The sequence below is a fragment of the Rhodanobacter sp. ANJX3 genome (assembly GCF_014200755.1).
Lineage (GTDB): Bacteria > Pseudomonadota > Gammaproteobacteria > Xanthomonadales > Rhodanobacteraceae > Rhodanobacter.
This window is the reverse complement of the sequence record NZ_JACHCM010000006.1, coordinates 224603-247706: the sequence shown is the minus strand read 5'-3', so window position 1 is coordinate 247706 and position 23104 is coordinate 224603. Positions and strand designations below refer to the sequence as shown.

Annotated in this window: 16 protein-coding genes; 8 read left to right on the top strand and 8 right to left on the bottom strand. The window is 63.3% G+C overall.

Features of this window, described 5'->3' with window-relative positions; all coding sequences use genetic code 11:
- Nucleotides 1-344: 344 nt before the first annotated feature.
- Nucleotides 345-1352, top strand: coding sequence for an ATP-binding protein (locus HDE76_RS16875; protein WP_184509218.1), 1008 nt, complete (start codon nucleotides 345-347; stop codon nucleotides 1350-1352).
- Complete coding sequence (gene ntrC / locus HDE76_RS16870; RefSeq protein WP_184509216.1) at nucleotides 1345-2724, top strand: nitrogen regulation protein NR(I); 1380 nt, start codon at nucleotides 1345-1347, stop codon at nucleotides 2722-2724. The genes HDE76_RS16875 and ntrC overlap by 8 nt, the downstream gene beginning before the upstream one ends.
- Before the next feature lie 153 nt (nucleotides 2725-2877).
- Here the strand turns inward: ntrC and HDE76_RS16865 are convergent, their stop codons facing one another.
- Complete coding sequence (locus tag HDE76_RS16865; protein WP_221262460.1) at nucleotides 2878-3567, bottom strand: response regulator; 690 nt, start codon at nucleotides 3565-3567, stop codon at nucleotides 2878-2880.
- A 2-nt stretch (nucleotides 3568-3569) separates the two neighbouring features.
- Entirely contained in the window at nucleotides 3570-4967 is a 1398-nt protein-coding gene (locus HDE76_RS16860; protein ID WP_184509214.1) for an ATP-binding protein, read from the bottom strand.
- A gap of 251 nt (nucleotides 4968-5218) precedes the next feature.
- On the opposite strand from HDE76_RS16860, the gene HDE76_RS16855 reads away from it, so the two are divergent.
- From HDE76_RS16855 to HDE76_RS16845, 3 genes are read left to right on the top strand one after another with little or no spacing between them, the layout of a single operon-like run.
- A complete protein-coding gene (locus HDE76_RS16855; RefSeq protein WP_184509212.1) occupies nucleotides 5219-6313 on the top strand; it encodes an efflux RND transporter periplasmic adaptor subunit in 1095 nt (364 codons plus the stop codon).
- A gap of 18 nt (nucleotides 6314-6331) precedes the next feature.
- A complete protein-coding gene (locus HDE76_RS16850; protein ID WP_184509333.1) occupies nucleotides 6332-9457 on the top strand; it encodes an efflux RND transporter permease subunit in 3126 nt (1041 codons plus the stop codon).
- 5 nt (nucleotides 9458-9462) lie between these two features.
- The gene (locus HDE76_RS16845) at nucleotides 9463-10905 is read left to right on the top strand and encodes an efflux transporter outer membrane subunit (protein ID WP_184509331.1); all 1443 of its coding nucleotides are present in this window, start codon (nucleotides 9463-9465) and stop codon (nucleotides 10903-10905) included.
- Between the two features lie 35 nt (nucleotides 10906-10940).
- Here HDE76_RS16845 and HDE76_RS16840 read toward each other — a convergent pair whose 3' ends face one another.
- A complete protein-coding gene (locus HDE76_RS16840; RefSeq protein ID WP_184509210.1) occupies nucleotides 10941-14810 on the bottom strand; it encodes a glycosyl transferase family 36 in 3870 nt (1289 codons plus the stop codon).
- 379 nt (nucleotides 14811-15189) lie between these two features.
- Between HDE76_RS16840 and HDE76_RS16835 the strand changes: the two genes are divergently transcribed.
- The 3 genes from HDE76_RS16835 (at nucleotide 15190) to gnd (ending at nucleotide 19045) form a co-directional block, all read left to right on the top strand.
- A complete protein-coding gene (locus tag HDE76_RS16835; RefSeq protein WP_184509208.1) occupies nucleotides 15190-16506 on the top strand; it encodes a glucoamylase family protein in 1317 nt (438 codons plus the stop codon).
- A complete protein-coding gene (locus HDE76_RS16830) occupies nucleotides 16506-18032 on the top strand; it encodes a mercuric reductase (protein ID WP_184509206.1) in 1527 nt (508 codons plus the stop codon). Before HDE76_RS16835 ends, HDE76_RS16830 begins: the two co-directional genes overlap by 1 nt.
- Nucleotides 18033-18136: 104 nt before the next feature.
- The gene (gene gnd, locus HDE76_RS16825; protein ID WP_179478897.1) at nucleotides 18137-19045 is read left to right on the top strand and encodes a phosphogluconate dehydrogenase (NAD(+)-dependent, decarboxylating); all 909 of its coding nucleotides are present in this window, start codon (nucleotides 18137-18139) and stop codon (nucleotides 19043-19045) included.
- A gap of 214 nt (nucleotides 19046-19259) precedes the next feature.
- Here gnd and HDE76_RS16820 read toward each other — a convergent pair whose 3' ends face one another.
- The 5 genes from HDE76_RS16820 to HDE76_RS16800 form a co-directional block, all read right to left on the bottom strand.
- On the bottom strand, nucleotides 19260-19898 hold the full coding sequence (locus HDE76_RS16820) for a glutathione S-transferase family protein (protein WP_184509204.1): 639 nt from the start codon (nucleotides 19896-19898) through the stop codon (nucleotides 19260-19262).
- 120 nt (nucleotides 19899-20018) lie between these two features.
- Entirely contained in the window at nucleotides 20019-20453 is a 435-nt protein-coding gene (locus HDE76_RS16815; protein WP_184509202.1) for a hypothetical protein, read from the bottom strand.
- A 108-nt stretch (nucleotides 20454-20561) separates the two neighbouring features.
- Nucleotides 20562-21266: a LytTR family DNA-binding domain-containing protein gene (locus tag HDE76_RS16810; RefSeq protein WP_184509200.1), complete on the bottom strand. Its 705-nt coding sequence runs from the start codon at nucleotides 21264-21266 to the stop codon at nucleotides 20562-20564.
- Nucleotides 21244-22344 carry a histidine kinase gene (locus HDE76_RS16805; protein WP_184509198.1) on the bottom strand — a complete coding sequence of 367 codons (1101 nt, stop codon included), beginning with the start codon at nucleotides 22342-22344 and terminating at the stop codon, nucleotides 21244-21246. The genes HDE76_RS16810 and HDE76_RS16805 overlap by 23 nt, the downstream gene beginning before the upstream one ends.
- 76 nt (nucleotides 22345-22420) lie before the next feature.
- Entirely contained in the window at nucleotides 22421-23083 is a 663-nt protein-coding gene (locus HDE76_RS16800) for a dienelactone hydrolase family protein (protein WP_184509196.1), read from the bottom strand.
- Nucleotides 23084-23104: the final 21 nt, after the last annotated feature.

Here is a 23104-nt window from a genome sequence, read left to right as displayed (position 1 = left end):
CGCTTCGGACATCATTGGCCAATGGACCGCTTTGCGGAACGCTGACGGTCCATTGCGGGTCGGTTTGCACGGTTACGGCCAGGCCCTGGAGCCGGCGGTGATCCAAATGGCGGCTGCGCGCTGCGGCTTGCAGCGGAATGCTGACTCCAGCACCACCCTAGCGTGGCAAGGTCGGTCCTGAAGTAACTCTATCGCGGCCCAAACTCCATAGTTTGTAAGCTGCCCGTTCTCCAAAGTTTGTGGTCGGCCTACAAACTATGGAGTTATGTCCACAAGCGCCCTGCGAGGTTGCGCCGTTGCGCAGCTCAATTGCACCAATCCTACGCATTGCCCATCATGGTGCAATGAACAAGGCGGCGTGGCAGACATGGGCGGAGCAGATGAGGACCGGGCTGGTGTTGGTCGATGCGGACCTGCGCCTGCTGTGGATCAATCGCGCGCTGGCGGAGTGGATCGAGATGGGGCCGCGCAGCGCGGTCGGCCAGCCGTTGGCGCTGTTGCTGCGGGAGCCTGAATCGTTGGCTTTGGCCGCGCGGGTGCTGGATCAGCAGCGGCCGCTGCAGCTGCGTGGGCTGACGCTGTTTACCGCCGTAGGCCGCGAAACGCTGGTCGATATCGCTATCCAGCCGTTTGAGGCGGGCCTGCTGCTTGAAATACATGCACTGGCCGAACCGGCGGCCAGCGGTTCGCCGCTGTCGGCGACGCTGCGCGGCTTCGCGCACGAAGTGAAGAATCCGCTGGCCGGTTTGCGCGGTGCGGCCCAGCTGCTGCAGCGTCGCGTGGGCACGGGCGATCTGCAGTCACTGGCCGGTTTGATCATCGACGAGGCCGATCGGCTGGCGGCGCTGGCCAATCGGCTGTTGCATCACGACGGTGCGCCGCAGCTCGGTGCGGTGAATATCCATCATCTGCTGGAGCGGCTCACCGATCTCCTGCAGGCGCAGGCGCAGCCGCTGCAGTTGAAGCACGACTACGACCCGAGCGTGCCGGATCTGCTAGGCGACGCCGATCGGCTGCAGCAGATCCTGCTCAACCTGGCGCGCAACGCGCAGGAGGCCGGCGCCAAAACGCTGACGCTGCGCACGCGCGTCGATCACGGCCTGCGCTGGGGCGACCGGGTGCTGCGCATGGCGCTGCGCATCGATGTGATCGACGACGGCCCGGGCGTGCCGGCATCGCTGCGCGACACGCTGTTCCAACCGCTGGTCTCCGGCCGCGCCGACGGCAGTGGCCTGGGCCTGGCCCTTTCCCGAGAGATCGCGCGCGAACACGGCGGCGAACTGCGCTACGTCAGCCGGCCGGGCGAAACCGTGTTCTCTTTGTATCTGCCGCTGGAGCGCGTACATGACTGACGAAATCTGGATCGCCGACGACGATCGCGGCGTGCGCTTCGTGCTGGCCGAAGCGCTGCGCGACGCCGGCTTGGCGGTGCGCGAATTTGGCGACGTCAGCGCGGTGCGCGAAGCCTTGCGCGAGTCGCGTCCCGCGCTGCTGGTGACCGATGTGCGCATGCCGGGCGAAGATGGTCTGCAGTTGCTTGACGATTTGCAGAAGCAGGGCCTGGGTCCGGTGATCGTGATGAGCGCCTATACCGACGTGGCCACGACGGCGGCGGCGTATCGGGCCGGTGCGGCGGATTATCTGGCCAAACCCTTCGACCTCGATCAGGCGGTCGCCGCCGTGCAGCGCGCGCTGGAAAGCGTGCAGTCTCCCGCTGCGCCGCCGCCGGTAAACAGCGTGGCCAATCACGCGTTGATTGGCGAAAGCGCGCCGATGCGCGAAGTGTTTCGCTTGATCGGCCGCATCGCGGCCAGCGATCTCAACGTGCTGGTCACCGGCGAAACCGGCACCGGCAAGGAGCTCGTCGCGCGCGCCCTGCACGAGGAAAGCGCGCGGCGCGGCAAACCCTTCGTGGCCTTGAATACCGCGGCCATTCCCAGCGAGCTATTGGAAAGCGAGCTGTTCGGGCACGAGGCCGGCGCATTCACCGGCGCGGTGCGGCGCGTCTCGGGCCGCTTCGAACAGGCCGAGGGCGGCACGCTGTTTCTCGACGAGATCGGCGACATGCCGCTGGTGCTGCAGACGCGGCTGCTGCGTGTGCTGGCCGGCGGCGAGTTCTATCGTGTCGGCGGGCGCGAGCTGATTCGCGGCAACGTGCGCATCGTCGCGGCCACGCATCAGGATCTGGCCACGCGCGTGGCCGCCGGACAGTTTCGCGCCGATCTGATGCATCGGCTCGACGTGGTGCGCATTGAGCTGCCGCCGCTGCGCACGCGCCGCGCGGACATTCCGATTCTGGCCCAGCATTTTTTGGCCAGCGCCGCACAGGAGCTGAAGCTGGCGCCCAAGCGGTTTTCGAAAGCGGCGCTGAAGGCGATTGCGCAACGCGACTATCCGGGCAACGTGCGTGAGCTGGAAAATCTCTGCCGCCGCATGGCGGTGATGGCGCGTGGCGCGGAAATTCTTCCGGCCGATCTGGGCGAGGTCAGCGGCCAACCGGCCAGCGGCGAATGGACCGATGCGCTGCGCGAGTGGGCATCGGCAGCGCTGGCCAACGACGAGAAAGACATCCATGCGCGCGCCCGCGATGCGCTGGACCAGACCTTGCTGCAGGCGGCGATGCAGAGCTGCGCGGGGCATCGGCAGAATGCGGCGCTGGCGCTCGGGATGGGGAGGAATACGTTGACGCGGAAGTTGGGGGCGTCAAGAACGAGGCGTAGCTGATTCACTCCTTTCGCGGGAGTTTAAGGCACGTAACGCCGCCAGGTTTGACGGCCGCTTTTCGCGTAGGCGCATGCAGTTCGCCCATAAACGCGTAAGCAACAGTGTCCGCAAGATTTATGGAAATACCTGGTGCACGAAGATCCAGCGGTTTGGTCATCCGTCAATTTCTAACTTGTAGCCAACCCCATAGATCGAACGGATCGGATCCATGTCGGGCGCCACCTGTTGCAGCTTTCGGCGCAGGTTCTTGATGTGGGTGTCGACAGTCCGATCGGTAACGATACGGTGATCGGCGTGGAGCCTATCGAGTAATCCATCACGTGAAAAAACGCGCCCGGGAAAATCGGAAAGTGTTTTCAACAGGCGAAATTCAATAGAAGTCAGCGGCACAGGCGTGCTGTAGTAGATCGCCTGATAGGTAGTCTCGTCGACCTGCAAAATAGACGATGGCTTGGCCGGCGTGCGCGATCGCCGCAAAATGGCCTTGGCCCGAGCGACCAGCTCGCGAATGCTGAAAGGTTTGCAGATGTAGTCATCAGCGCCAATTTCCAGTCCGAGCAACCGATCAATCTCCTCGATCCTCGCCGTCAACATAATGAGCGGAACATCGCTGAAGCTGCGTAGTTCACGGCAGATGTCCAAGCCGTTGCGTCCCGGTAGCATCAGGTCGAGCAAAACGAGATCGAACACGCTGGCCTTGATCGCCGAAATGACGTCACGACCGTCGGCTACCCACTGCGTGGTAAAGCCGGTTGCATTGAGATAGTCGCGAATCGCCATGGCGAGCTTTGCCTCGTCCTCGACGATGAGTACGTGCGCGATAGTTCCCTGCATCGTTTGCATACTCATGCATCCCCGATAGGCAGGCGAATAACCAGCCACAGTCCGCCGAGCTTGGAGTGTCTGGCTTCGATAGTGCCGCCGTGTGCTTCAACAATGGAGCGCGATATCGGCAAGCCGAGGCCGGCGCCTCCGCTGGCGCGGTTGCGCGAGGATTCGCCGCGATAAAAGCGATCGAACAGTCGCTCCAGCCCTATGTCATCGACGCCGGGTGCAGAATCCATGACGTCGATGGCAACCTGATCTTCCAGCTGCATGCAATAGATGCTTAACCGGCCACCGGCATGGGTGTAACGAATAGTGTTTTCCAGCAGATTGGCAAAGAGCTGTCTCAGCCGTTTTTCGTCGGCATCAATGGTAAGAGGTGACTGTGGAAGCTTTAATTCCAGCGTGATGTCCGCCTGGATGAGCCGTTTCTGGAAGGCCTTTGTGGTTGTTCGAAGTAGCTCCGTGATGTCCACCTCGCTTTTGCGATAAATCAATGCGCCGATATCCGCCAGCGAAAGCTGATAAAGATCTTCCACGAGTTTGCTCAGGTGCGTCGCTTCAACCTTGAGCGATTGTATGGCGGCTATGTCGATGGGCCGTATGCCGTCTTCCAGCACTTCAAATTCGGCATGCATCACGGCAAGCGGTGTGCGCAGTTCATGCGAAACGTCGGCGACAAATTCCCGGCGCATTTTTTCATTGCTTTCCAGCACAAGCGCCATGAGATTGAAGTTCTTGGCGAGCTGGCCAAGTTCGTCACGGGTGTTTTCGTGCACACGAATCGTGTAGTCGCCAATGGCTACAGCGTCCGTCGCGCGCTTCAGTTGACTTATCGGACTAAGCAGCGATCGCGCCACGACAATCGTGAGTAATGCAGCCAGCAACAGCGCACAGACGCCAATGATGAAAAATCCCCGGTGCTGGCTCTGTTGAAAGGCCAGGTCACCGGCTTCGATCACTCGCTGGAACGGCAGCATCCTCAGCCAGCCGACCGTTCTGCCATCCACAACAATAGGTAATTTTGGTGCGCCCAGGCCTGTTTTTGGATTACCAAAAACGTATCGCTGCTGCGCGTCGAGCAAGGTGAAGCGCATCGGTGTGCCGGTCAGATCAGAGACTGAAAGGGCGGTACGTTCAACATCCTCCGCCGTCGGATGATCGGGCAAGTTGGCTGGACGCATCAGCACCATCCAGTTCTGCGGATCATCGCGGATAAACCGCCAGCTGCCATGCGCGCGATAGGCATCGGCAAGCAGGGGCACCGTTTCCTTCAGGCGAATTTCTTCCTGCTTGCTCAGATAGCCGAGAAAGCCTTGATTGAATGTGACGCGTGCAGCGAAGCCCATGGCAATCACGATGAACGCGGTCACCAAAAGAACGGAGAAAAAAAGTTTGGCGATGAGGCCCTGCGGCATGGTCGATAGTCGATGAAGGACCGACCTTTATTAGGGTCGGTTGTGGAATAGGTTTCAAGCGTCGAGATCGCTTATTACGAAATCCCCCTTTTTCGCTCACATTTGTTCGATACCTTGCGACCTTGTCGAGCACCCCGTGCGCGGAGGTTGAAGTGACGTATGCATTTTTTCTGCGGTCCAGATACGCGAGGTATGCTGCCCTGGCGCTCCTTGGACTGACCGCCTGTTCGCCGTCCGCCCCGCCGCCACAAATGGCGCCAGCCAAGGTCACGGTGCTGACGCTGAAGGCCAAGCCTTATGCGCAGTCCACGTCTTTGCCGGGCCGACTGACGGCGTATCTCTCCGCTAACGTGACGCCGCAAGTCACCGGAGTCATCCAGAAACGTCTCTTCGACGAGGGCACTGAGGTACACGCCGGACAACTGCTCTATCAACTCGATCCGGGTACTTACCAGGCTGCCTACGATCAGGCGAAGGCCAATCTGGCCAACGCTCAGGCAGCGCTTTATGCAGCGCGCCCGCAAGCGGAGAGAGCCAAGCAGCTGGTCAAGATAGATGCCGTCAGCAAGCAGGATTTCGACACGGCAATCGCCACACTCAAGCAGGACGAAGCCACCGTGCAAGCCGACCAAGCGGCGGTAGAAAGCGCGCGCGTCAACTTGGGCTATACGCGCATCACGGCCCCCATCGGCGGAACGATTGCCACCTCGACATATACGGTCGGCGCCCTGGTCACGGCCAACCAGAGCACCGCACTGACGACGATTTATCGCTATGACCCGGTCTATGTCGACATCACGCAGTCCAGCGCGCAGTACCTGCAGCTGCGAAAGGATCTCGCCAGCGGCCGTCTCAAGGCGGACGCCAGCGGCGCGGCGAAATTCAAACTGCTGCTGGAAGACGGCAGCACGTATCAAAGCGAAGGCAGCCTGCAAGTCGTCGGCGTCGCGGTGGATGAGAGCACGGGCACGATCACCTTGCGCGGCACGGTCGCCAACCCCGACAAAATGCTGCTGCCCAATATGTACGTGCATGCCGATCTGGAGCAGGGGGTCGACAACCATGCGTTGTGGGTGCCGCAGCAGGGCGTAAGCCATGACGCCAAGGGCGACGCCACGGCGCTCGTCGTTGGAGCCGACAACAAAGTGGTCCAGAAAACCCTGACCGTGGCCGGAGCCGTCGCCGGCGACTGGATTGTGGACAGCGGCCTCAAGGCTGGCGACCGGGTAATTGTCGCGGGCCTGCAAAACGTCAGGGAAGGCGACACTGTCGATCCACAGGAATCTGGCGCTACCGCCACCGCTGCGCCGCCGTCCGTCGGCCAGCCAGCGACACCGAAGAGCTGAGGACGGTACGTCGTGTCCATCGCCCGTTTTTTCATCGATCGTCCCGTCCTGGCGTGGGTCATCGCCATCGCCATCTGCCTCGGGGGCACGTTCGCGACCACACAGATGCCGCTGGAGCAATATCCGGATATCGCGCCACCGTCGATCAGTGTCAGCGCCAGCTATCCCGGTGCCTCGGCGAAGACGGTCGAGGACGCCGTCGTCCAGGTGCTCGAGCAGCAGATGACCGGCCTGGACAATCTGCTGTACATGTCGTCGACCAGCAGTGCGACGGGCAGCGCCAGCATCACGCTGAGTTTCAAGTCGGGGACCAACGCCGATACGGCGCAGGTGCAGGTGCAGAACAAGGTGCAGGCCGCCAACTCGCGGCTGCCAAGTACGGTGCAGCAAAATGGCGTGACGATCACCAAGTCCACCGGCAGCATATCCATGGTGCTCGCACTGGTCTCGCAGGACGGCAGCCAGAGTTCGGCCGATATCGGTGACTACATCGCCAGCCATCTCAAGGACGGCCTGTCCCGCATGGAAGGCGTCGGCGCAGTGGTGCAGTTCGGTTCGCAATACGCGATGCGCATCTGGCTCGATCCGACCAAGCTGCAAAAGTATTCGCTGATGCCGTCGGACGTATCCAGCGCCATCAGCGCCCAGAACACCGATCTGGCGACCGGCGAACTCGGTGGCTTGCCGGCGGTGAAAGATCAGCAACTCAATGCGACCATCACGGCGCGCAGCCGTCTTCAGACACCGGCGCAGTTTCGCCAGATCGTGCTCAAGACGTCCAGCGGCGGCGCCCAGGTGTTGCTCGGCGACGTGGCACGCGTGGAACTGGGCAGCGACGACTACAGCACCAGTTCGCAGTACAACGGCAAGCCGGCGTCGGGCGTCGGTATCGAGCTGGCCAGCGGTGCCAACGCCATCGCCGTTGCGAGCGAAGTCAGGGCCTACCTGGCGCAGCAAGCGCCCAACTTTCCCAAAGGCGTTACGGCGGAATATCCGTACGAGACCACACCGTTCGTCAAGCTGTCGCTGAAAGAGGTGGTGGAGACACTGATCGAGGCGATCGTGCTGGTCGTGCTGATCATGTACCTGTTTCTACAGAACCTGCGCGCGACACTCATTCCGACCATTGCCGTGCCGGTGGTCTTGCTAGGTACGTTCGGCATCCTCGAACTGATGGGCTACTCGATCAATACGCTGACGATGTTCGGCTTGGTGCTGGCCATCGGTTTGCTGGTGGACGACGCCATCGTGGTGGTGGAAAACGTCGAGCGCGTGATGAGGGAAGAGCGTCTGTCACCGCTCGAAGCGACGCGTAAATCCATGGATGAAGTCAGCAGCGCGCTGATCGGCATCGCCACGGTACTCTCCGCGGTGCTGATTCCCATGGCGTTTTTCGGTGGCTCGACCGGCGTCATCTACCGTCAGTTCTCGGTAGCTATCGTCTCCGCGATGGCGCTCTCGGTACTGACGGCCCTGACGCTGACGCCCGCCCTGTGCGCGACAATCCTCAAGCCGGTGGCAGCGGACAACGAACCCCGTCGCGGCTTTTTTGGATGGTTCAACCGTACATTCGACAAAACGGCAGGAAGCTATCAGCGCGGGGTTGGCCGTGTCATTCGCCACCGGCGCATCGGTACGGTGCTTTTCCTGGCGATCACGCTGGTCATGCTGCTGGTGTACAAGCAATTGCCCACCTCCTTCCTGCCGGACGAGGATCAGGGAATTCTGATGGCGATTGTGCAGCTGCCTTCCGGTGCGACGGAGCAGCGTACCCAGAAAGTCGTGGACGAGGCCGTCGGCTATTTCATGAAACAGCCGGGCGTGGACGGTGTCTTTGCGGCCCTGGGATTCAGCAGTGCCGGTAGCGGCCAGAACTCCGCCATGCTTTTCGTCAGACTGAAGGACTGGAGTACGCGAACCGTCAGTGCCGCGGATATTGCCCGCCAGGCATCGGGTTACCTGATGGGCAGCGTTCGCGACGGTAGCGTTTTCGTGCTGCAACCACCCTCGATCAACGGACTCGGTACAAGTTCCGGCTTTGACATGGAACTGAAGGACCTCGGCGGCGCCGGCCACGATGCCTTGATGAGTGCGAAAAACAAACTGTTGGCGCTGGCTGCCAAAGACAGCTCGCTATCGCAGGTCCGCTTCAACGGACTGGAAGACACGCCCCAGTTTTCGCTGGATATCGACGACAAGAAAGCGGGTGCGATGAATGTCGCGTCGTCAGATATTGGCGATACGCTCAGCGATGCGCTGGGCGGAAGCTATGTCAATGACTTTATCGATCGCGGCCGGGTAAAAAAGGTTTACATCCAGGGCGAACCCGCGGACCGGATGTTACCCAGCGATATCGACAACTGGTTCGTGCGCAATTCGGACGGCAACATGGTGCCCGTGTCTGCCTTCGCCCGCTCCCACTGGACATACGGCGCGCCGCAACTGAGTCGATACAACGCGGTGTCTTCCGCAGAGATTACCGGTGACGCCGCCGCGGGAGTGAGTTCGGGCGCAGCGATGGACGCCATGCAGAAACTGGTGAGCCAGCTGCCGAATGGTTTTGGCTACGAGTGGACCAGTCTGTCCTATCAGGAGCGGCAGTCCGGCAATCAGTCGGTGTATCTCTATCTCGCTTCGGTGGTGTTCGTTTTCCTGTGCCTGGCAGGGCTTTATGAAAGCTGGTCGATACCTTTTTCCGTCATGCTGGTCGTACCGCTTGGCGTGCTTGGCGTAGCGTTGGCGACCAGCCTGCGCGGGCTCGACAATGACGTGTATTTCCAGGTGGGCTTGCTGACAACCATCGGCCTGTCTGCCAAGAATGCCATTCTGATCGTCGAATTCGCGATGCAGCTGGAGCATGACGGTCAGAGCACGCTCGACGCGGTGCTGCACGCGGTAGGCATGCGTCTGCGCCCGATCGTGATGACGTCATTGGCCTTTTTGCTCGGCGTGTTTCCCCTGGTGATAAGCACCGGAGCCGGTGCGGGTGCGCGCCATGCGATCGGCACCGCCGTGTTCGGCGGCACGCTGGTGGCAACGGTATTGGGCATTTTCTTCATCCCACTGTTCTACGTCGTGGTGCGCGGCCTGGCCGGTGCATCGCTGGTCGAGTCGAAAACGCCCGTTGCTGGAGACAGGCCATGATGCGAATGCTCCGCACATGCTCGATGGTGGCTGTCGCGACGGCGCTGACGGGCTGCGTCAATCTGGCGCCGACATATACCCGCGCCGCCGCGCCGGTGCCCCAAACCTGGCCGACGGTCGACGGTAAGCCGGCGACGGCGTCGAAGACTCAGGCGGCGAGCATCGGCTGGCGTGATTTCTTCAAGGATGCCCGCTTGCAGCGCGTGATCGAGCAGGCGCTGGCAAACAATCGCGACCTCCGCGTCGCTGTACTCAACATCGAAAAGGCGCGCGCGCAGTATCGTATCCAGCGGGCCGAGTTGTTTCCCAGCATCAGCGCGGAAGGTTCGGAATCCGCTTCGCGGACACCATCGAAACTCACGGCGACAGGCCAATCTTCCGTATCGCGAACGGACAGCGTCCAGCTGGGTTTCAGCAGCTACCAGTTGGATCTGTTTGGCGAATTGCATAACCTCAAGGACGAGGAATGGGAAAACTATCTTTCCACGGCGGAAACTCGGCGCAGCACTCACATAAGCCTGGTCGAGACGGTCGCCAGCGATTGGCTCACCCTCGCCTCCGACATGGCGCTGCTCGATCTTTCCAGGCAGACGCTGAAGAGCCAGCAGGCCACTTACGATTTAACGAAGGCCCAGCACGACATAGGCACCGTATCCGGACTGGATCTCGTGCAGGCGCAAAGTAGCGTCGAGGCGGCACGTAAGGATATCGCCAGCTATATCACTCAGGTGGCGCAAGACCTGAACGCGCTGAATCTGGAGGTGGGTGCCAGCGTCGCCGATGCGGACCTCCCCGATGCGAGCATCACCAGCCAGCTCGCCATGGCCGAGCTGCCCGCAGGCATCTCGTCGAATGTGCTGCTGCAACGTCCTGACGTACTGTCGGCAGAGCACACCCTGAAAGCCGCCAACGCCGACATCGGTGCGGCGCGCGCCGCTTTCTTCCCGTCGATCACTCTCACGGCAGACAAGGGCACCGAAAGCGACGGTCTGGCCGGGCTGTTCAAAAAGGGAAGTGGCGCGTGGTCGTTCGCACCCTCCATCAGCGTACCTATCTTCAATGCCGGCAGCCTGCGTGCCTCACTGGATGAAGCGAAGGCGACGCAAGGCATCGATTTAGCCGACTACGAAAAAACCATTCAGACCGCCTTCCGGGAAGTTGCCGATGCGCTGGCTACCCGCGCGACTGTCCAGGACCAGCTCGACGCGCTGCGAAACGAGGTCCGGGCGGATCAGCGCAGCTACGACCTCACCAGGGCGCTGTATCAGCAAGGTAGCGACAGCATGCTGGACGTGCTGACGACACAACGTACGCTCTACAGCGCTCAGCAAAGTTTGATTGCCGTACAGTTATCGGATCAAACCAGCAGCATCAATCTCTATGCTGCACTGGGCGGCGGCTTGCGCGAGCAGACCATCAACACCAGCACTGGCGAGGCGTCTCCGTAATAGGCGCCCGGTTACGGGCGCCGCGTCTTTTCCCGTTACCCCAAAACGATATGCAGAGCGTGGGTTTGACCATCGTCGGCCAGCACGACGGATTGATCGGCAGGCAGCATTTGGCCGTCTAAATGGATTTGCTTGACGCCGTGGCTGACCTTGTCGGGGTTCGTCACGGAAATCTTGTAGTGGGTGATGGCGCCGGATTTGCCGTGGTGCTGGTAGGCGATCTCGAAGCCGGGCCAATGCTTGGGGATGCTCGGGTCGAGCTGCAGGCGGTCGCCGTGTTTGTGGAAGCCGAGCACGGCTTCGATGCCGCCGCGGTAAAGCCATGCGGCCGAGCCGGTATACCAGGTCCAGCCGCCGCGGCCGACGTGTGGATCGACGGAGTAGACGTCGGCGCAGGCGGCGTAGGGTTCGACTTTGTAGCGGGCGATGGCGTCGGCGTTTTCGCTGTGGCGGATCGGGTTGAGCAGACCGAACTGCGCGGTGGCGCGATCGCCGTCGCCGAGGCCGGCCCATGCGAAGATCGACCAGGTGGCGCCGTGCGTGTACTGCCCGCCGTTCTCGCGCACGCCCGGCGGATAGCCCTTGATGTAGCCGGGGTTTTCCTTGCCGTGATCGAACGGCGGGGTGAACAGCTTGGCGATCTTGTTCGGGTGATCGACCAGCAGCTTGTCGACCGAGGCCATCGCCTGCTCGGCGTGCGCGCGGTTCGGCGCGCCGGCGATGACGCTCCACGACTGCGCGATGGTATCGATCTGGCACTCGTCGCTGTCGCGCGAGCCCAGCGGCGCACCGTTGTCGTAGTAGCCGCGGCGGTACCACTCGCCGTCCCACGCGTCTTCCAGCGCGCCGCGCATGTTGTCGGCGTAATCGCGCCAGCGTTTGGCACGCTCGGTTTCACCGCGCAGTTCGGCGCGCGGTGCGAACAGGCCGATGGCGGCGATCGCCAGCCACGCCAGCCAGCTGCTTTCGCCGCGGCCCGCTTCGCCCACCGCGTTCATGCCGTCGTTCCAGTCGCCGGTGCCCATCAGCGGAAGGCCGTGGGCGCCTTGGGTCAGGCTGGAGTCGATGCCGCGCGCGCAGTGTTCGTACACCGACACTTTTTCATCCGACGGCGATGGCAGAAAAAACGCGTCGCTGGCGCCGTCGGGAATGGCGTCGCCCTTGAGGAAAGGCAGCAGCTCGTCCAGCACCGCCTCGTCGCCAGTGACGTCGACGTAATGCGTGGCAACGTAGGACAGCCACAGGCGGTCGTCGCGGATCTTGGTGCGAATGCCCTGACCACCTGGCGGCAGCCACCAATGTTGTACGTCGCCTTCGGCGAACTGGCGGCCGGCGGCGCGCAGCAGATGCTCGCGCGCCAGGTCGGGACGGCTCACGCACAGCGCCATCACGTCCTGCAGCTGGTCGCGAAAACCGTAGGCGCCGCTGGCCTGATAGTAGGCCGTGCGCGCCCACACGCGGCTGACCAGCACCTGATACGGCAGCCAGTGGTTGAGCATCACGTCCATCGCGCGGTCGGGCGTCTTCACCTGCACCGTGTCGAGCAGGCCGTTCCACTGCGCGCCGACGTCGGCCAGCACGCTGTCGATGTCGACGCCGCGATAGCGCGTCACCAGCGCCTGTGCGTCCGCTTCGGAGGCGGCATCGCCCAGCGCGAAGACGATATCGATCTGCGTATCGGCCGGCAGTTCGACCGTGGTTTGCAATGCGCCGCAGGGATCGAGCCCGGCGCCAACGCGGCCCGACAGCGGCGCGCTGCTACTCAGGGCGGCAGGGTTGTCGACGGCACCGAGTTCGCCGAGAAACTCGCCGCGGTCGCCGCTGAAAGACTGCTGCTGGCCGCCGAGATCGATAAACGCCACGCGGTCGCCGAAATCGCTGCGCCAGGCGTTGCGCGCAAACAAGGCCCCGGTCGCGTCGTCGCGCGTGGTGACCACGAACGGCGCGGGCGTGGTGCCGTTCGATCCCAGCGCCCATTCGACATAGCCGGTGATGGAGAGCCGGCGCGTGCGACCGGAGTGGTTGCTCAGGCGCAGCCGCGACAGCTTGATCGAATCGACCGTTGGCACGCACTGGGTCAGCTCGGTGCCGATACCGTGCGCGTCGTTGACGAAGCGCGTCCAGCCCTTGCCGTGCGTGGTGGAATAGTTTGCGTCGACCACGCGCACGGGCAGGGCGGTGGCGCTCCAGACGTCGCGGCTTTCCTCGTCGCGCAAATAGAGAACGTCGCGCGGGCTGTCGCTGACCGGATCGTTCGGCCACGGCGTCAGCGGATTCTGCTGGCTGTTGAGCGACCACGCGTAGCCGCCGCCCTCGGCCGAGACGATAAAGCCGAAGTTCGGGTTGGCGATCACGTTGACCCACGGTGCCGGCGTCGGACGCTGCGCATCGAGCTCGATGCGATAGGCCCGGCCGTCATCGACGAAGCCACCGTGGCCGTTGGCGAACTCCAGCGTCGACGGTGTGGCGCTGGCGGTGATGGGCTCGGTTGCGCGGATAGCCGTGGCAGCCGTGCTCGAACCGGAGCTCGCTGGCTCTGCGTCGCTGTCGCCGGCGATCTTGTCGCCCAGCACCACGCGCGCCACCGTCAGCAGGCCGTTGCGGAGGTTGTCGTCGATCGCGCTGTCCTTCAAACAGAACGCTTCGGCCTTGGGCGCGGCACTGTCCTGCTTCAGCAGCGCCTGCTGTGCGCCGATCAGCGGATCGAGTTTGCCCTGCAAGGCGTCGGCGTCTTTTGCGGCGTTCAACACCACCACGTCGACGGCCAGGCGCTGGCTGCGCCACAGGGTTTGCGCGAGCAGAAGATCCTGCACCTGCGCCAGCGACGCGTCGTTCTCCAGCCGTAGCAGCACGATCGGACGATCGCCCGAAATGCCGGCACCCCACAGGGTCGGCGGGCCGCCGCGGCCGCGCGCCAAGACCGCCGGCGCAGCGCGCTGCGAGGCATCGCTGCTGAGCAGGGCGGACATCCAGTGGGCAAAGCGAGACACCTTCGCATCGTCGATGCCGAGGCGCTGCTGCTCGGCCTCGGCGCGTTTGCTCGCGCCGTTGAACAACGCGTCGGCGGCGTTGGCGTCACCCAGGCGCGAGATCAGCGCCTGCACCCCGTCGCGCGAATCGGCCAGCTGCGTCCACAGCAGCACGGTGACGCTGCTGCCGGCGGCGAGCGTCACCCGCTGGCGCAGGGCGAACACCGGATCGAGCACACAGCCGGTGGTGCCGGACAGGTGAGTGCCGCGCTGCATCGCCTGCGCGTTGCGCAGCGTGCGGCCGCGGCCGATAAAGCGCGCGCGGTCGGTGTCGAATTCGGCGGTCGCCGGCTGGCCTTCGACCTGCAGCGCCTGCGCGGCCCAAATCTTGGCCTCGCTGGTGGCGCGGCGCCGGCGCGTGGCCAGCAGCAAATGATTCGATGCGTCCCAGTCGGTCTGCACGAACATCTTGGAAAACGCGGGATGCGCGTTGTCCGCGCCGATCGGGCCGATCACCACCTCGGCGTAGGCGGTAACCGAGAGCGAACGCGGCCGGTCGCCGCTGTTGGTCAGGGTCAGCCGGCGCAGCTCCACGTCGGCATCGCTGGCCACGGCGACGTCGAGCTTGCTGTGGATGCCGTCGTAGTGGCGGTCGAAGGTGGCGCTACCCGGCGCGAAAGTCGCCGTATCGTCGGCGCTGCCGTCGCCGCACGGCTGCTGGGTCGGCGACCACAGTTCGCTGCTCTCCTCGTCGCGCAGCAGCAGGTAGCTGCCCCAGGGGTCGCGCGTGGCGTCCTCGCGCCAGCGCGTCACCGCCATGTCGTGCCACTGGCTGTAGCCGGAGCCGTGCACATTCAGCATCACGCTGTAATTGCCGTTGGAAAGCAGGTGCGCGCGTGGCGCGGTGCGTGGCTGGGAGGTTGAGCGGGGTGACATGGGCGATGGAACTCCTGCGCGATCGGCGGGGACGGGTGCCGCAACCGGCGTAGCGTACGTCCGCAGCGGGCTAACACCGCGTGAAGCCGGGCCTGGACGAACCAGTATCGGTCGAGCATTGGCGTCGAATCGGAAACGCTCAGTCCATCGGGTGACAACAAGATGTCCGCCGCCTTTACACGCGTTACATGCACCGCACCGCACGATCATGTCGCGGTGTACCACCGAGATCACGCTACCGGCGCGCCGGCACGAGACGAGGCAAAATGGCATGCTGCGAAACGCATCCCACCAGCTCGTGCCCAGCTCCGCGTGGCCGCATCATGGCCGATGGGTGCACCAGCGATGACAGACCATTGGCTTGCCGGAATCCCACGCAATGACCCAGTTACCCACGCTCACGGACGAGGCGATGTTGGACCAGCTGCAGAAGGCAGCCTTCGGTTACTTTCTTGAAACGGTGAATCCGGACAACGGCCTGGTGGCCGACACCTCGCGCGAGAACTCGCCGGTCAGCATCGCCGTGGTCGGCTTTGCGCTGTCGTGCTATCCGATCGCGGTGGAGCGGGGCTGGATGAAACGCGCCGATGCGATAAAACTCAGCGTGGCCGCGCTGCGCTTTTTCCGCGACAGCGACCAGAGCGGCGCCCCCGATGCCACCGGCTACAAGGGCTTTTACTACCATTTTCTGGACATGAAAAAGGGCACGCGGGTGTGGCAGTCCGAGCTGTCGATGATCGACACCGCGCTGCTGATCGCCGGCGCGCTGACGGCGGGCCAGTACTTCACTGCCGACACGGCGGAAGAAACCGAGCTGCGCGATCTGGTCGATTTTCTCTACCGCCGCGTCGACTGGCTGTGGTCGCAGGACGGCGGCGGCACCATCCGACAGGGCTGGAAGCCGGAGAGCGGCTTTCTGCACTACGGTTGGGAAGGTTACAGCGAGGCGATCGTGCTGTACGCCATGGCGATGGGCTCGCCCACGCATCCGATCAAGGCCGATTGCTACACCGCGTGGACGGCGACCTACCAGTGGGAAAACCTCTACGGCCACGATTATCTGTACGCCGGCCCGCTGTTCGTGCATCAGTTTTCGCATGCGTGGGTGGATCTACGCGGCATCCGCGACCCGTTCATGCGCGAAAAGAACTCCGACTACTTCGAGAACAGCCGCGCCGCCGTCTACATCCAGCGCCGCTACACGCAGCTCAACCCGCACGAGTTCGTCGGCTACGATGAAAACTGCTGGGGCCTGTCCGCCTGCGACGGTCCGACCGACGACCAAGCCGATACCGTGAGCCCCGACCACCGCCTGTTCGGTTACGCCGGTCGCGGCGTGCCGTATGGCCCCGACGACGGCACGCTGTCTGCGCCGGCCGTGCTGGCCTCGCTGCCGTTCGCGCCGGAGCTGGTGATGGAGGCGATGCGCAACATGCTGATGCGCTATCCGCAGATGATGGTCGACAATCGCCTGGCCAGCAGCTTCAACCCCTCGGTGCCGGTCGACGGCCAGCCGTGGATTTCCAACGGCTATTACGGGCTCGATCAGGGCATCGTGGTGATGATGATCGAGAACCACCGCAGCGGCCTGATCTGGCAGTTGATGCGCAGCAACCCATATATAGGCGACGGATTGCGTCAAGCCGGCTTCGAAGGCGGCTGGCTGCAACCCTCTGCGCCCGAAGGAGCACACTGATGTCGCCGCCGTTCGATGCCACTATCACCACGCCGCAGGACGCGTGGGAAGACAAGCGCGTCGCCGATCTGCATCCTGAGGCCTGGGCCAATCCCAAGCCGGCCGATCGCTATCAGCTGGTAATCATCGGTGCCGGCTCAGCCGGCGTCGCCGCGGCCGAGCTGGCTATCGCCATGGGCTTGAAGGTGGCGCTGATCGAGCGTCACTTCATCGGCGGCACCTGCCTCAACACCGGCTGCGTGCCGTCCAAGGCGCTGATCCGCACCGCACGGCTGTACGCCGACATGCGCAACGCGGCGCGTTACGGTGCCAAGGTCGACCATATCGAGGTCGACTTTACTGCCGTGATGGATCGCGTGCGGCGCATCCGCAGCCACCTCAGCGGCGGCTCGTCGGTGCGACACATGGCCAAGCTCGGTGTCGACATGTTTTTCGGCAACGTGCGCTTTGCCGGCGACGACACGCTGATGGTCAACGAGCTCACGCTGCGATTCGGCAAGGCGCTGATCGCCACCGGCACGCGCCCGCACATTCCGGATGTGCCGGGTCTGCGCGAGGCCGGGTTTCTCACCAATGCCACCGTGTTCAATCTCACCGAGCTGCCCAAGCGGCTGCTGGTGATCGGCGGCGGCCCGGTGGGCTGCGAGCTGGCCCAGGCGTTTCGACAGCTCGGCTCCAAGGTCACCATCGTGCAGGACAAGCCGCTGTTTCTCGAACGCGAGGAGCGCGATGCCGCACAGATTCTTTCCGACGCGTTCGGCCGCGACGGCATCGAGGTGCGCCTCAACACCACCGCCACGGCGGTACGCACGGAGAACGGCGCCAAGCAGGTGGACCTGATCAGCGCCGATTACAAAAGCACCATCGAGGTCGACGCGATTCTCACCGGCGTGGGCCGCGTGCCCAACGTGCAAGGTCTGGATCTTGAAAAGGCCGGCATCAAGTATGACGCCATCAAAGGCGTCACCGTCGACGATTTTCTGCTCACCAGCAATCCGCGCGTCTACGCCGCCGGCGACGTCTGCCTGCAGGACCAGTACACCGACACGGCGGCGGCTTCCGCGCGCATCGTGGTCAACAACGCTTTCATGCGTGGGCGCATGCGTCTGAGCGAACTGGTCATCCCCTGGTGCACGTACACCGATCCGGAAATCGCCCATGTCGGCCTGTATGTGCGCGAGGCCAACCTCATGGGTATTCCGATCAAGACGTTTACGGTGCCGATGCACCAGATCGATCGCGCGGTCACCGACAGCGAAGAAGGCGGCTTCGTCAAAATCCACGTGCGCGAGGGCACCGATACCATTCTCGGTGCCACCATCGTGGCGCGCCACGCGGGCGAGATGATCAACGAGATTACCCTCGCCATGGTCGCCAAGATCGGCCTGACCACGCTGGCGCGGGTGATCCACGCGTATCCCACGCAGGCCGAAGCGATTCGCGAGGCGGCCAAGGCCTACGGCCGCACGCGCATCACCGCGCGTCTGCGCGCGCGCTTGCAGAAATGGCTGGCGCGCACCACGTAGCAAGTTTCTGCGATCACGCCGGCTTATCGGTGACGTGAATACACTGCATGACTGACGTATTTCGAATTCCTCCTCTCCCCAACACATTACGTAAAGGACATCCGATGGAACTTGGCATGGTGGGTCTCGGCAAAATGGGCGCCAATATGGCGGAACGCCTGATCAAGGGCGGGCACAAGGTGATCGGTTTCGATCCGAACGCCGACGCGCGCACGCTGCTCGTGTCCAAGGGCGCCGGCGAAGCCGATTCGCTCGAAGCGCTGGTCAAAGCGCTGCCCGCGCCGCGCGTGGTCTGGGTGATGGTGCCGTCCGGCAAGATCACCGACGACACGGTCGACACGCTGTACAAGCTGCTGTCCGAAGGCGACACCGTGATCGACGGCGGCAACTCCAACTACAAGGACACGCAGCGGCGCGCGGCCTCGTACGTCGACAAGAAAATCAACTACGTCGACTGCGGTACCAGCGGCGGCATCTGGGGTCTGGCCGAGGGTTACAGCATGATGGTCGGCGGCGACGAGAAGGTCGTCGACGCGATCAAGCCGATCTTCGAAACGCTGGCGCCGGCCAAGAATCAGGGCTGGGGCCGCGTCGGCCCGGTCAGCTCCGGCCACTACACCAAGATGGTCCACAACGGTATCGAGTACGGCATGATGCAGGCGTACGCCGAAGGCTTCTCCATCCTCAAGCACAAGACCGAATTCGGCCTCGACCTGAAGCAGGTCGGCGAAATCTGGCGCTACGGCAGCGTGGTGCGTTCCTGGCTGCTCGACCTCACCACCGACGCGCTGGGCAAGAACCCCGACATGAAGGGTATCGCCCCGTACGTGGTCGATTCCGGTGAAGGCCGCTGGACCGTCGACGCCGCCATGGAGCTGAGCGTGTCCGCTCCGGTGATCACCCTGTCACTGATGGAACGCTACCGCTCGCGCGACAACGATTCGTTTGCCGACAAGCTGCTGGCCTCGATGCGCAACGAATTCGGCGGCCACGAGATCAAGAAGGAAGGTTGACCCCACCTCGCCAGGCGCCGAACGCGCGTCGGCGTTGAAAACGCAGGTTGGTGCTGAGCAAAGCGAAGCCCGACGGGTACCAGGCGATGGAGTTGTCTATCGCCTTACCCCTGTTGGGCTTTTTGTTGGGCATCGGTGCGCTCAGCGCCAACCTACGCGCTATGCGCCGTCGCCATCTCGATAATCGTAGAGATTGAAGGGTGTCTACTGCGAGTCACGCCACCGCGCGATACGTGCTTGGACCGCAGGGCGCCGCGGCAAACGCCGCCAGCGCCTCGGCTTTGTCCGAGAACATGCGTAGCGCCGGATAGTCGGCCGCCTGCACGATATCCGGCAACATCTCCTGGGTGAACTTCCAGGCAACGGCGGTAGTGATACCGGCCTGATCGATAGTGCCGCTGGTAACGGCGAGGGATTGATCGCGAGAGGCCGCTTCGAGCGCATCGTAAGCGGCCAGCAGCTGCCCGCTGACGCGCTCCACCCACGGCGCGTACTGTTTCTCGGTCGGCCGCAGCTTGCGTTCGTAAACGATCTGCACGCTTTTCTCGCACGCGGCCAGTGCCAGTCCGATAAGGCGAAGCGAATGCCGCAACGCCGCCGCCTCCGTCGGCATCAGGCTCCTGCCGTTGCTGGCTATAGCCTCGGCATACTGCAGAATCAGCGTCGAATCGATCAGCACCTCGCCGTCATCGCAGATCAGCGTCGGTGCCTTCACCAGCGGATTGATCCGCTGAAACTCGTCGAAGCCGCCAAACACCGACAGCGACTGATGCTCGAACGGGATGCCGAGCATTTGCAGCGAGATCGCCACGCGGCGGACGTAGGGCGAGTCGAGCATGCCTATAAGCTTCATGGTGATTCCTTTTATCTTGAGATGAGAGCGACCAAAAAATCCATTGTTTCCCTACGCTTCCTGTGTAGATCACGAAGGTGTTCAGCGATGAATGTACGGATGCCTCACATGTTCGAAAATCTATGAAGTCAGCTGCTCGGACATTCTCTGTGCCGATGAAATAAAATCTTGAATATCGGCATCGGAATGGCCGAGGCGGCCAGCGTTCGCCCAAAGCCATGCCGTGATGAGCGCGCCGTTGTAGGGAGGGCTTCCTTGCCGCTCATCGAGATACGACTTCAGCAGTTCCGCGGTTCGTGGAATCAGATGAAAATGTATGCGGTCGTCGGATTCGCCAAATTTCAGAACATAAATTCGCTCGGGTCGAATCAGAAGATCGAGCAGACGCTCCCCGAGTTTCAACACGGCAGCAAGCTCTTCGGATTCCCCTGGCCCGAAGTCGTTCAGGCGACGAACGCCTGAGTGGCACTCGACAAACAGGTAACCAGGAAAGCGAAAATCGTAGGACTGCGAGAGTCTGAAATGCGCCGATTCCCAGATCGTATAAAAATCCATTGGCGACCAGCTCCGCTTTGAATTTCGATTCCCCCATATTAACGGTTACTTTTTCCCAAGCGTGCCGCGGTCAAGCAGGCAATCGAGCGATTCGCGCTCGCAAAGCCCTCATCCCAACCGCAGCAGCCTTCTTACGGCCGGCAGGTTGCGTCGGCTGATTTCCGGGCTCAGCTCGGTGCCGTCCAGACGCGCGAGCACGCGACCGTCGCCGAGGGTTTTCAGTCCCAGCAATCGCGCCGGCGGCACGAGGCAGTTGCGGTGCAGGCGAATAAGCTGGTTCGGATAGGTTTCTTCCAGCTGGCGCAGCGATTCCTCGATCAGCAGCTCGCCGCGGCGGTGCTGCACGACGACGTATTTCTCGTCGGCGAGAAGGTAGATCACTTCGTCCAGAGCGATGCGTACTTCTTCACCGCGCAGCCGACCGCGCAGATATTTGGTCGGTTCGCGGGTCTGATCGGCGAGGCGGCGCTCGGCGCGCTGCAGGGCATCGCGCAAGCGTTCCAGCCGCACGGGTTTGAGCAGGTAATCGACGGCGCCCAGTTCGAAGGCCTGCAGCGCGTGGGCTTCGTAGGCGGTACAGAAGATCACCTGCGGCCGCGCGCGACCGGCCAGGCGCTGGGCCAGCGCGGTGCCGTTGAGCCCGGGCATGTTGATATCGAGCAACAGAATGTCCGGCTGCTGTTCGCCGATCGCCGCGAGTGCGCTCTCGCCGTCGCCGACGCTGCCGACGATTTCCGTACCGGTGCATTCACCGAGCAGCGCGGCCATGCGCGCGCGCGCCAGCGGTTCGTCATCGACGATCAGTACGCGCATCGCGGCTTTGCTCGGAGGGTTGAGGCATGGGGAGATACAGTTTCACGACGAAGCGTTCGCCATCGAGTCCACTCTGTATACCGGCTTCCACACGGGCCAGCGGCCCGTAGCGATAGGCCACGCGCTGGCGCACGTTGTCCAGGCCATGGCCATTGCCCGGTTCGGCGGCGGTATCCGGCAGCGGGTTGATGATTTCAATGACGAGCATCCGCTGCTCGACCGTGCCGCGCAGCATCATCTCGCCGCCGCCGACCCGCGGCTGGATGCCGTGGCGCACGGCGTTCTCCACCAGCGGCTGCAGCAGTAGACGGGGCAGTGGGAAAGTTTCCGGCAGCGCAGCGATATCGCGCTGCACGCGCAGACGATCGCCAAGGCGCAGTTGCTCGATCGCGAGGTAGCGCTCGATCAGCGCCAGCTCGTCGCCCAGGGTGCCGTCGTCGTTGTTGTGCTGGCCCAGCGCGGCGCGAAACAATTCGGACAGATCTTCCACCGTGCGCTCGGCCGCATCGGGGTCGACGCGGATCAGCGCCGCTACGGTATTCATGCTGTTGAAAAGAAAGTGCGGCCGGATGCGCGCCTGCAGCGCGTCGATCTGCGCGCGCGTTACTGCCGCCAGCCGCGCCTGCCACTGCGCCAGCACGTAGAAGTAGCGCAGCATCGCCGCGCCGAGCAGAGCCGCGATAGCCACATTGTCGCGCACGAAGACGCCGCTGCTGTCGGTGCCCAGCTGCATTTGCAGCGCCACATCGAGCCAGCGCGCCACGCTGCTGGCGGCCAGTACGAGCAGCACGATCAGCAGCCACACCGCGGCGTAGGGAAAGTGGCCGGGCAGCCTCTGTAGTAGACCGCGCAGCTTGCACAGCGCGACCGAGATCACCAGCGCCAGCCACGTCACGAACAGCATGCCGACGCTGTAACTGGCCCAGTCGCGTTGCCCGGTGCGCGACAGCCACATCACCGTCACCGTGAGCGCGCCGACCACGATCAGCGCGAACAGCGCCGGCAGCTTGCAGAAGTCCGGCAGCGGACTCTGCTCGGCGCGTTCGCGCGGGCGGCTGGCGATGGTGGGTGGCGTCATGCGGGCAAGTATGCCGCATGAGCGTGGCCGGCTTGATGGGGTTCGCTGGCGTCGAACGAAGCGCCTTTGCTGCGGCCTACGTCAGCCGCTGACCCAGCCAGTCGCGCAGGTCGGCAATCTCCTGCGGATTGACCGCGTGCAGCATGGGATAGGTATGCCAGTCGACGTGATAACCCAGCGCCTGTAGCCGGTCGCGCGAATCGAGTCCGCGCTGCACCACCACCACCGGATCGGCCAGGCCGTGGCCCCAGAAGATCGGCGTGGCTGCATTCGACGCGTGGCGTTCGGTGGCCAGGGTGGTGTGCAGCGGCAGATAGGTCGACAGCGCGACGATACCGGCCAGCTTCTGCGCGTGGCGCAGCCCGGCCGACAGCGCGATGGCGCCGCCCTGCGAAAAGCCGGCCAGCAGAATGCGTTCGCTCGGTACGCCGCGGCTGTGTTCGCGTGCGATCAGCGTTTCCACCGCGGCCACCGAGGCGCGCATGCCTGCCTCGTCCTGCTTGGCATTGAGATCGAACGCCGCGATGTCGTACCACGCGCGCATCGACATGCCGTTGTTGATCGTCACCGGCCGCACCGGCGCATGCGGAAACACGAAGCGCAGCGCCGGCCATCCCGGCGCCACCAGCTGCGGCACGATCGGCGCAAAGTCATGCCCGTCGGCGCCCAGCCCATGCAGCCAGATCACGCTGTGGGTGGGATTGGCGGCGGTTTCCTGTTCGGCAGTTGGCAACGGCATGAGCGGCGCGCTTTTGAAAGT

Coding starts and splice junctions, on each gene's coding strand:
- HDE76_RS16875 (WP_184509218.1), top strand. CDS start 345: ATGAACAAGGCGGCGTGGCAGACATGGGCGGAGCAGATGAGGACCGGG.
- ntrC (WP_184509216.1), top strand. CDS start 1,345: ATGACTGACGAAATCTGGATCGCCGACGACGATCGCGGCGTGCGCTTC.
- HDE76_RS16865 (WP_221262460.1), bottom strand. CDS start 3,567: ATGCAAACGATGCAGGGAACTATCGCGCACGTACTCATCGTCGAGGAC.
- HDE76_RS16860 (WP_184509214.1), bottom strand. CDS start 4,967: ATGCCGCAGGGCCTCATCGCCAAACTTTTTTTCTCCGTTCTTTTGGTG.
- HDE76_RS16855 (WP_184509212.1), top strand. CDS start 5,219: ATGGCGCCAGCCAAGGTCACGGTGCTGACGCTGAAGGCCAAGCCTTAT.
- HDE76_RS16845 (WP_184509331.1), top strand. CDS start 9,463: ATGCTCCGCACATGCTCGATGGTGGCTGTCGCGACGGCGCTGACGGGC.
- HDE76_RS16840 (WP_184509210.1), bottom strand. CDS start 14,810: ATGTCACCCCGCTCAACCTCCCAGCCACGCACCGCGCCACGCGCGCAC.
- HDE76_RS16835 (WP_184509208.1), top strand. CDS start 15,190: ATGACCCAGTTACCCACGCTCACGGACGAGGCGATGTTGGACCAGCTG.
- HDE76_RS16830 (WP_184509206.1), top strand. CDS start 16,506: ATGTCGCCGCCGTTCGATGCCACTATCACCACGCCGCAGGACGCGTGG.
- gnd (WP_179478897.1), top strand. CDS start 18,137: ATGGAACTTGGCATGGTGGGTCTCGGCAAAATGGGCGCCAATATGGCG.
- HDE76_RS16820 (WP_184509204.1), bottom strand. CDS start 19,898: ATGAAGCTTATAGGCATGCTCGACTCGCCCTACGTCCGCCGCGTGGCG.
- HDE76_RS16815 (WP_184509202.1), bottom strand. CDS start 20,453: ATGGATTTTTATACGATCTGGGAATCGGCGCATTTCAGACTCTCGCAG.
- HDE76_RS16810 (WP_184509200.1), bottom strand. CDS start 21,266: ATGCGCGTACTGATCGTCGATGACGAACCGCTGGCGCGCGCGCGCATG.
- HDE76_RS16805 (WP_184509198.1), bottom strand. CDS start 22,344: ATGACGCCACCCACCATCGCCAGCCGCCCGCGCGAACGCGCCGAGCAG.
- HDE76_RS16800 (WP_184509196.1), bottom strand. CDS start 23,083: ATGCCGTTGCCAACTGCCGAACAGGAAACCGCCGCCAATCCCACCCAC.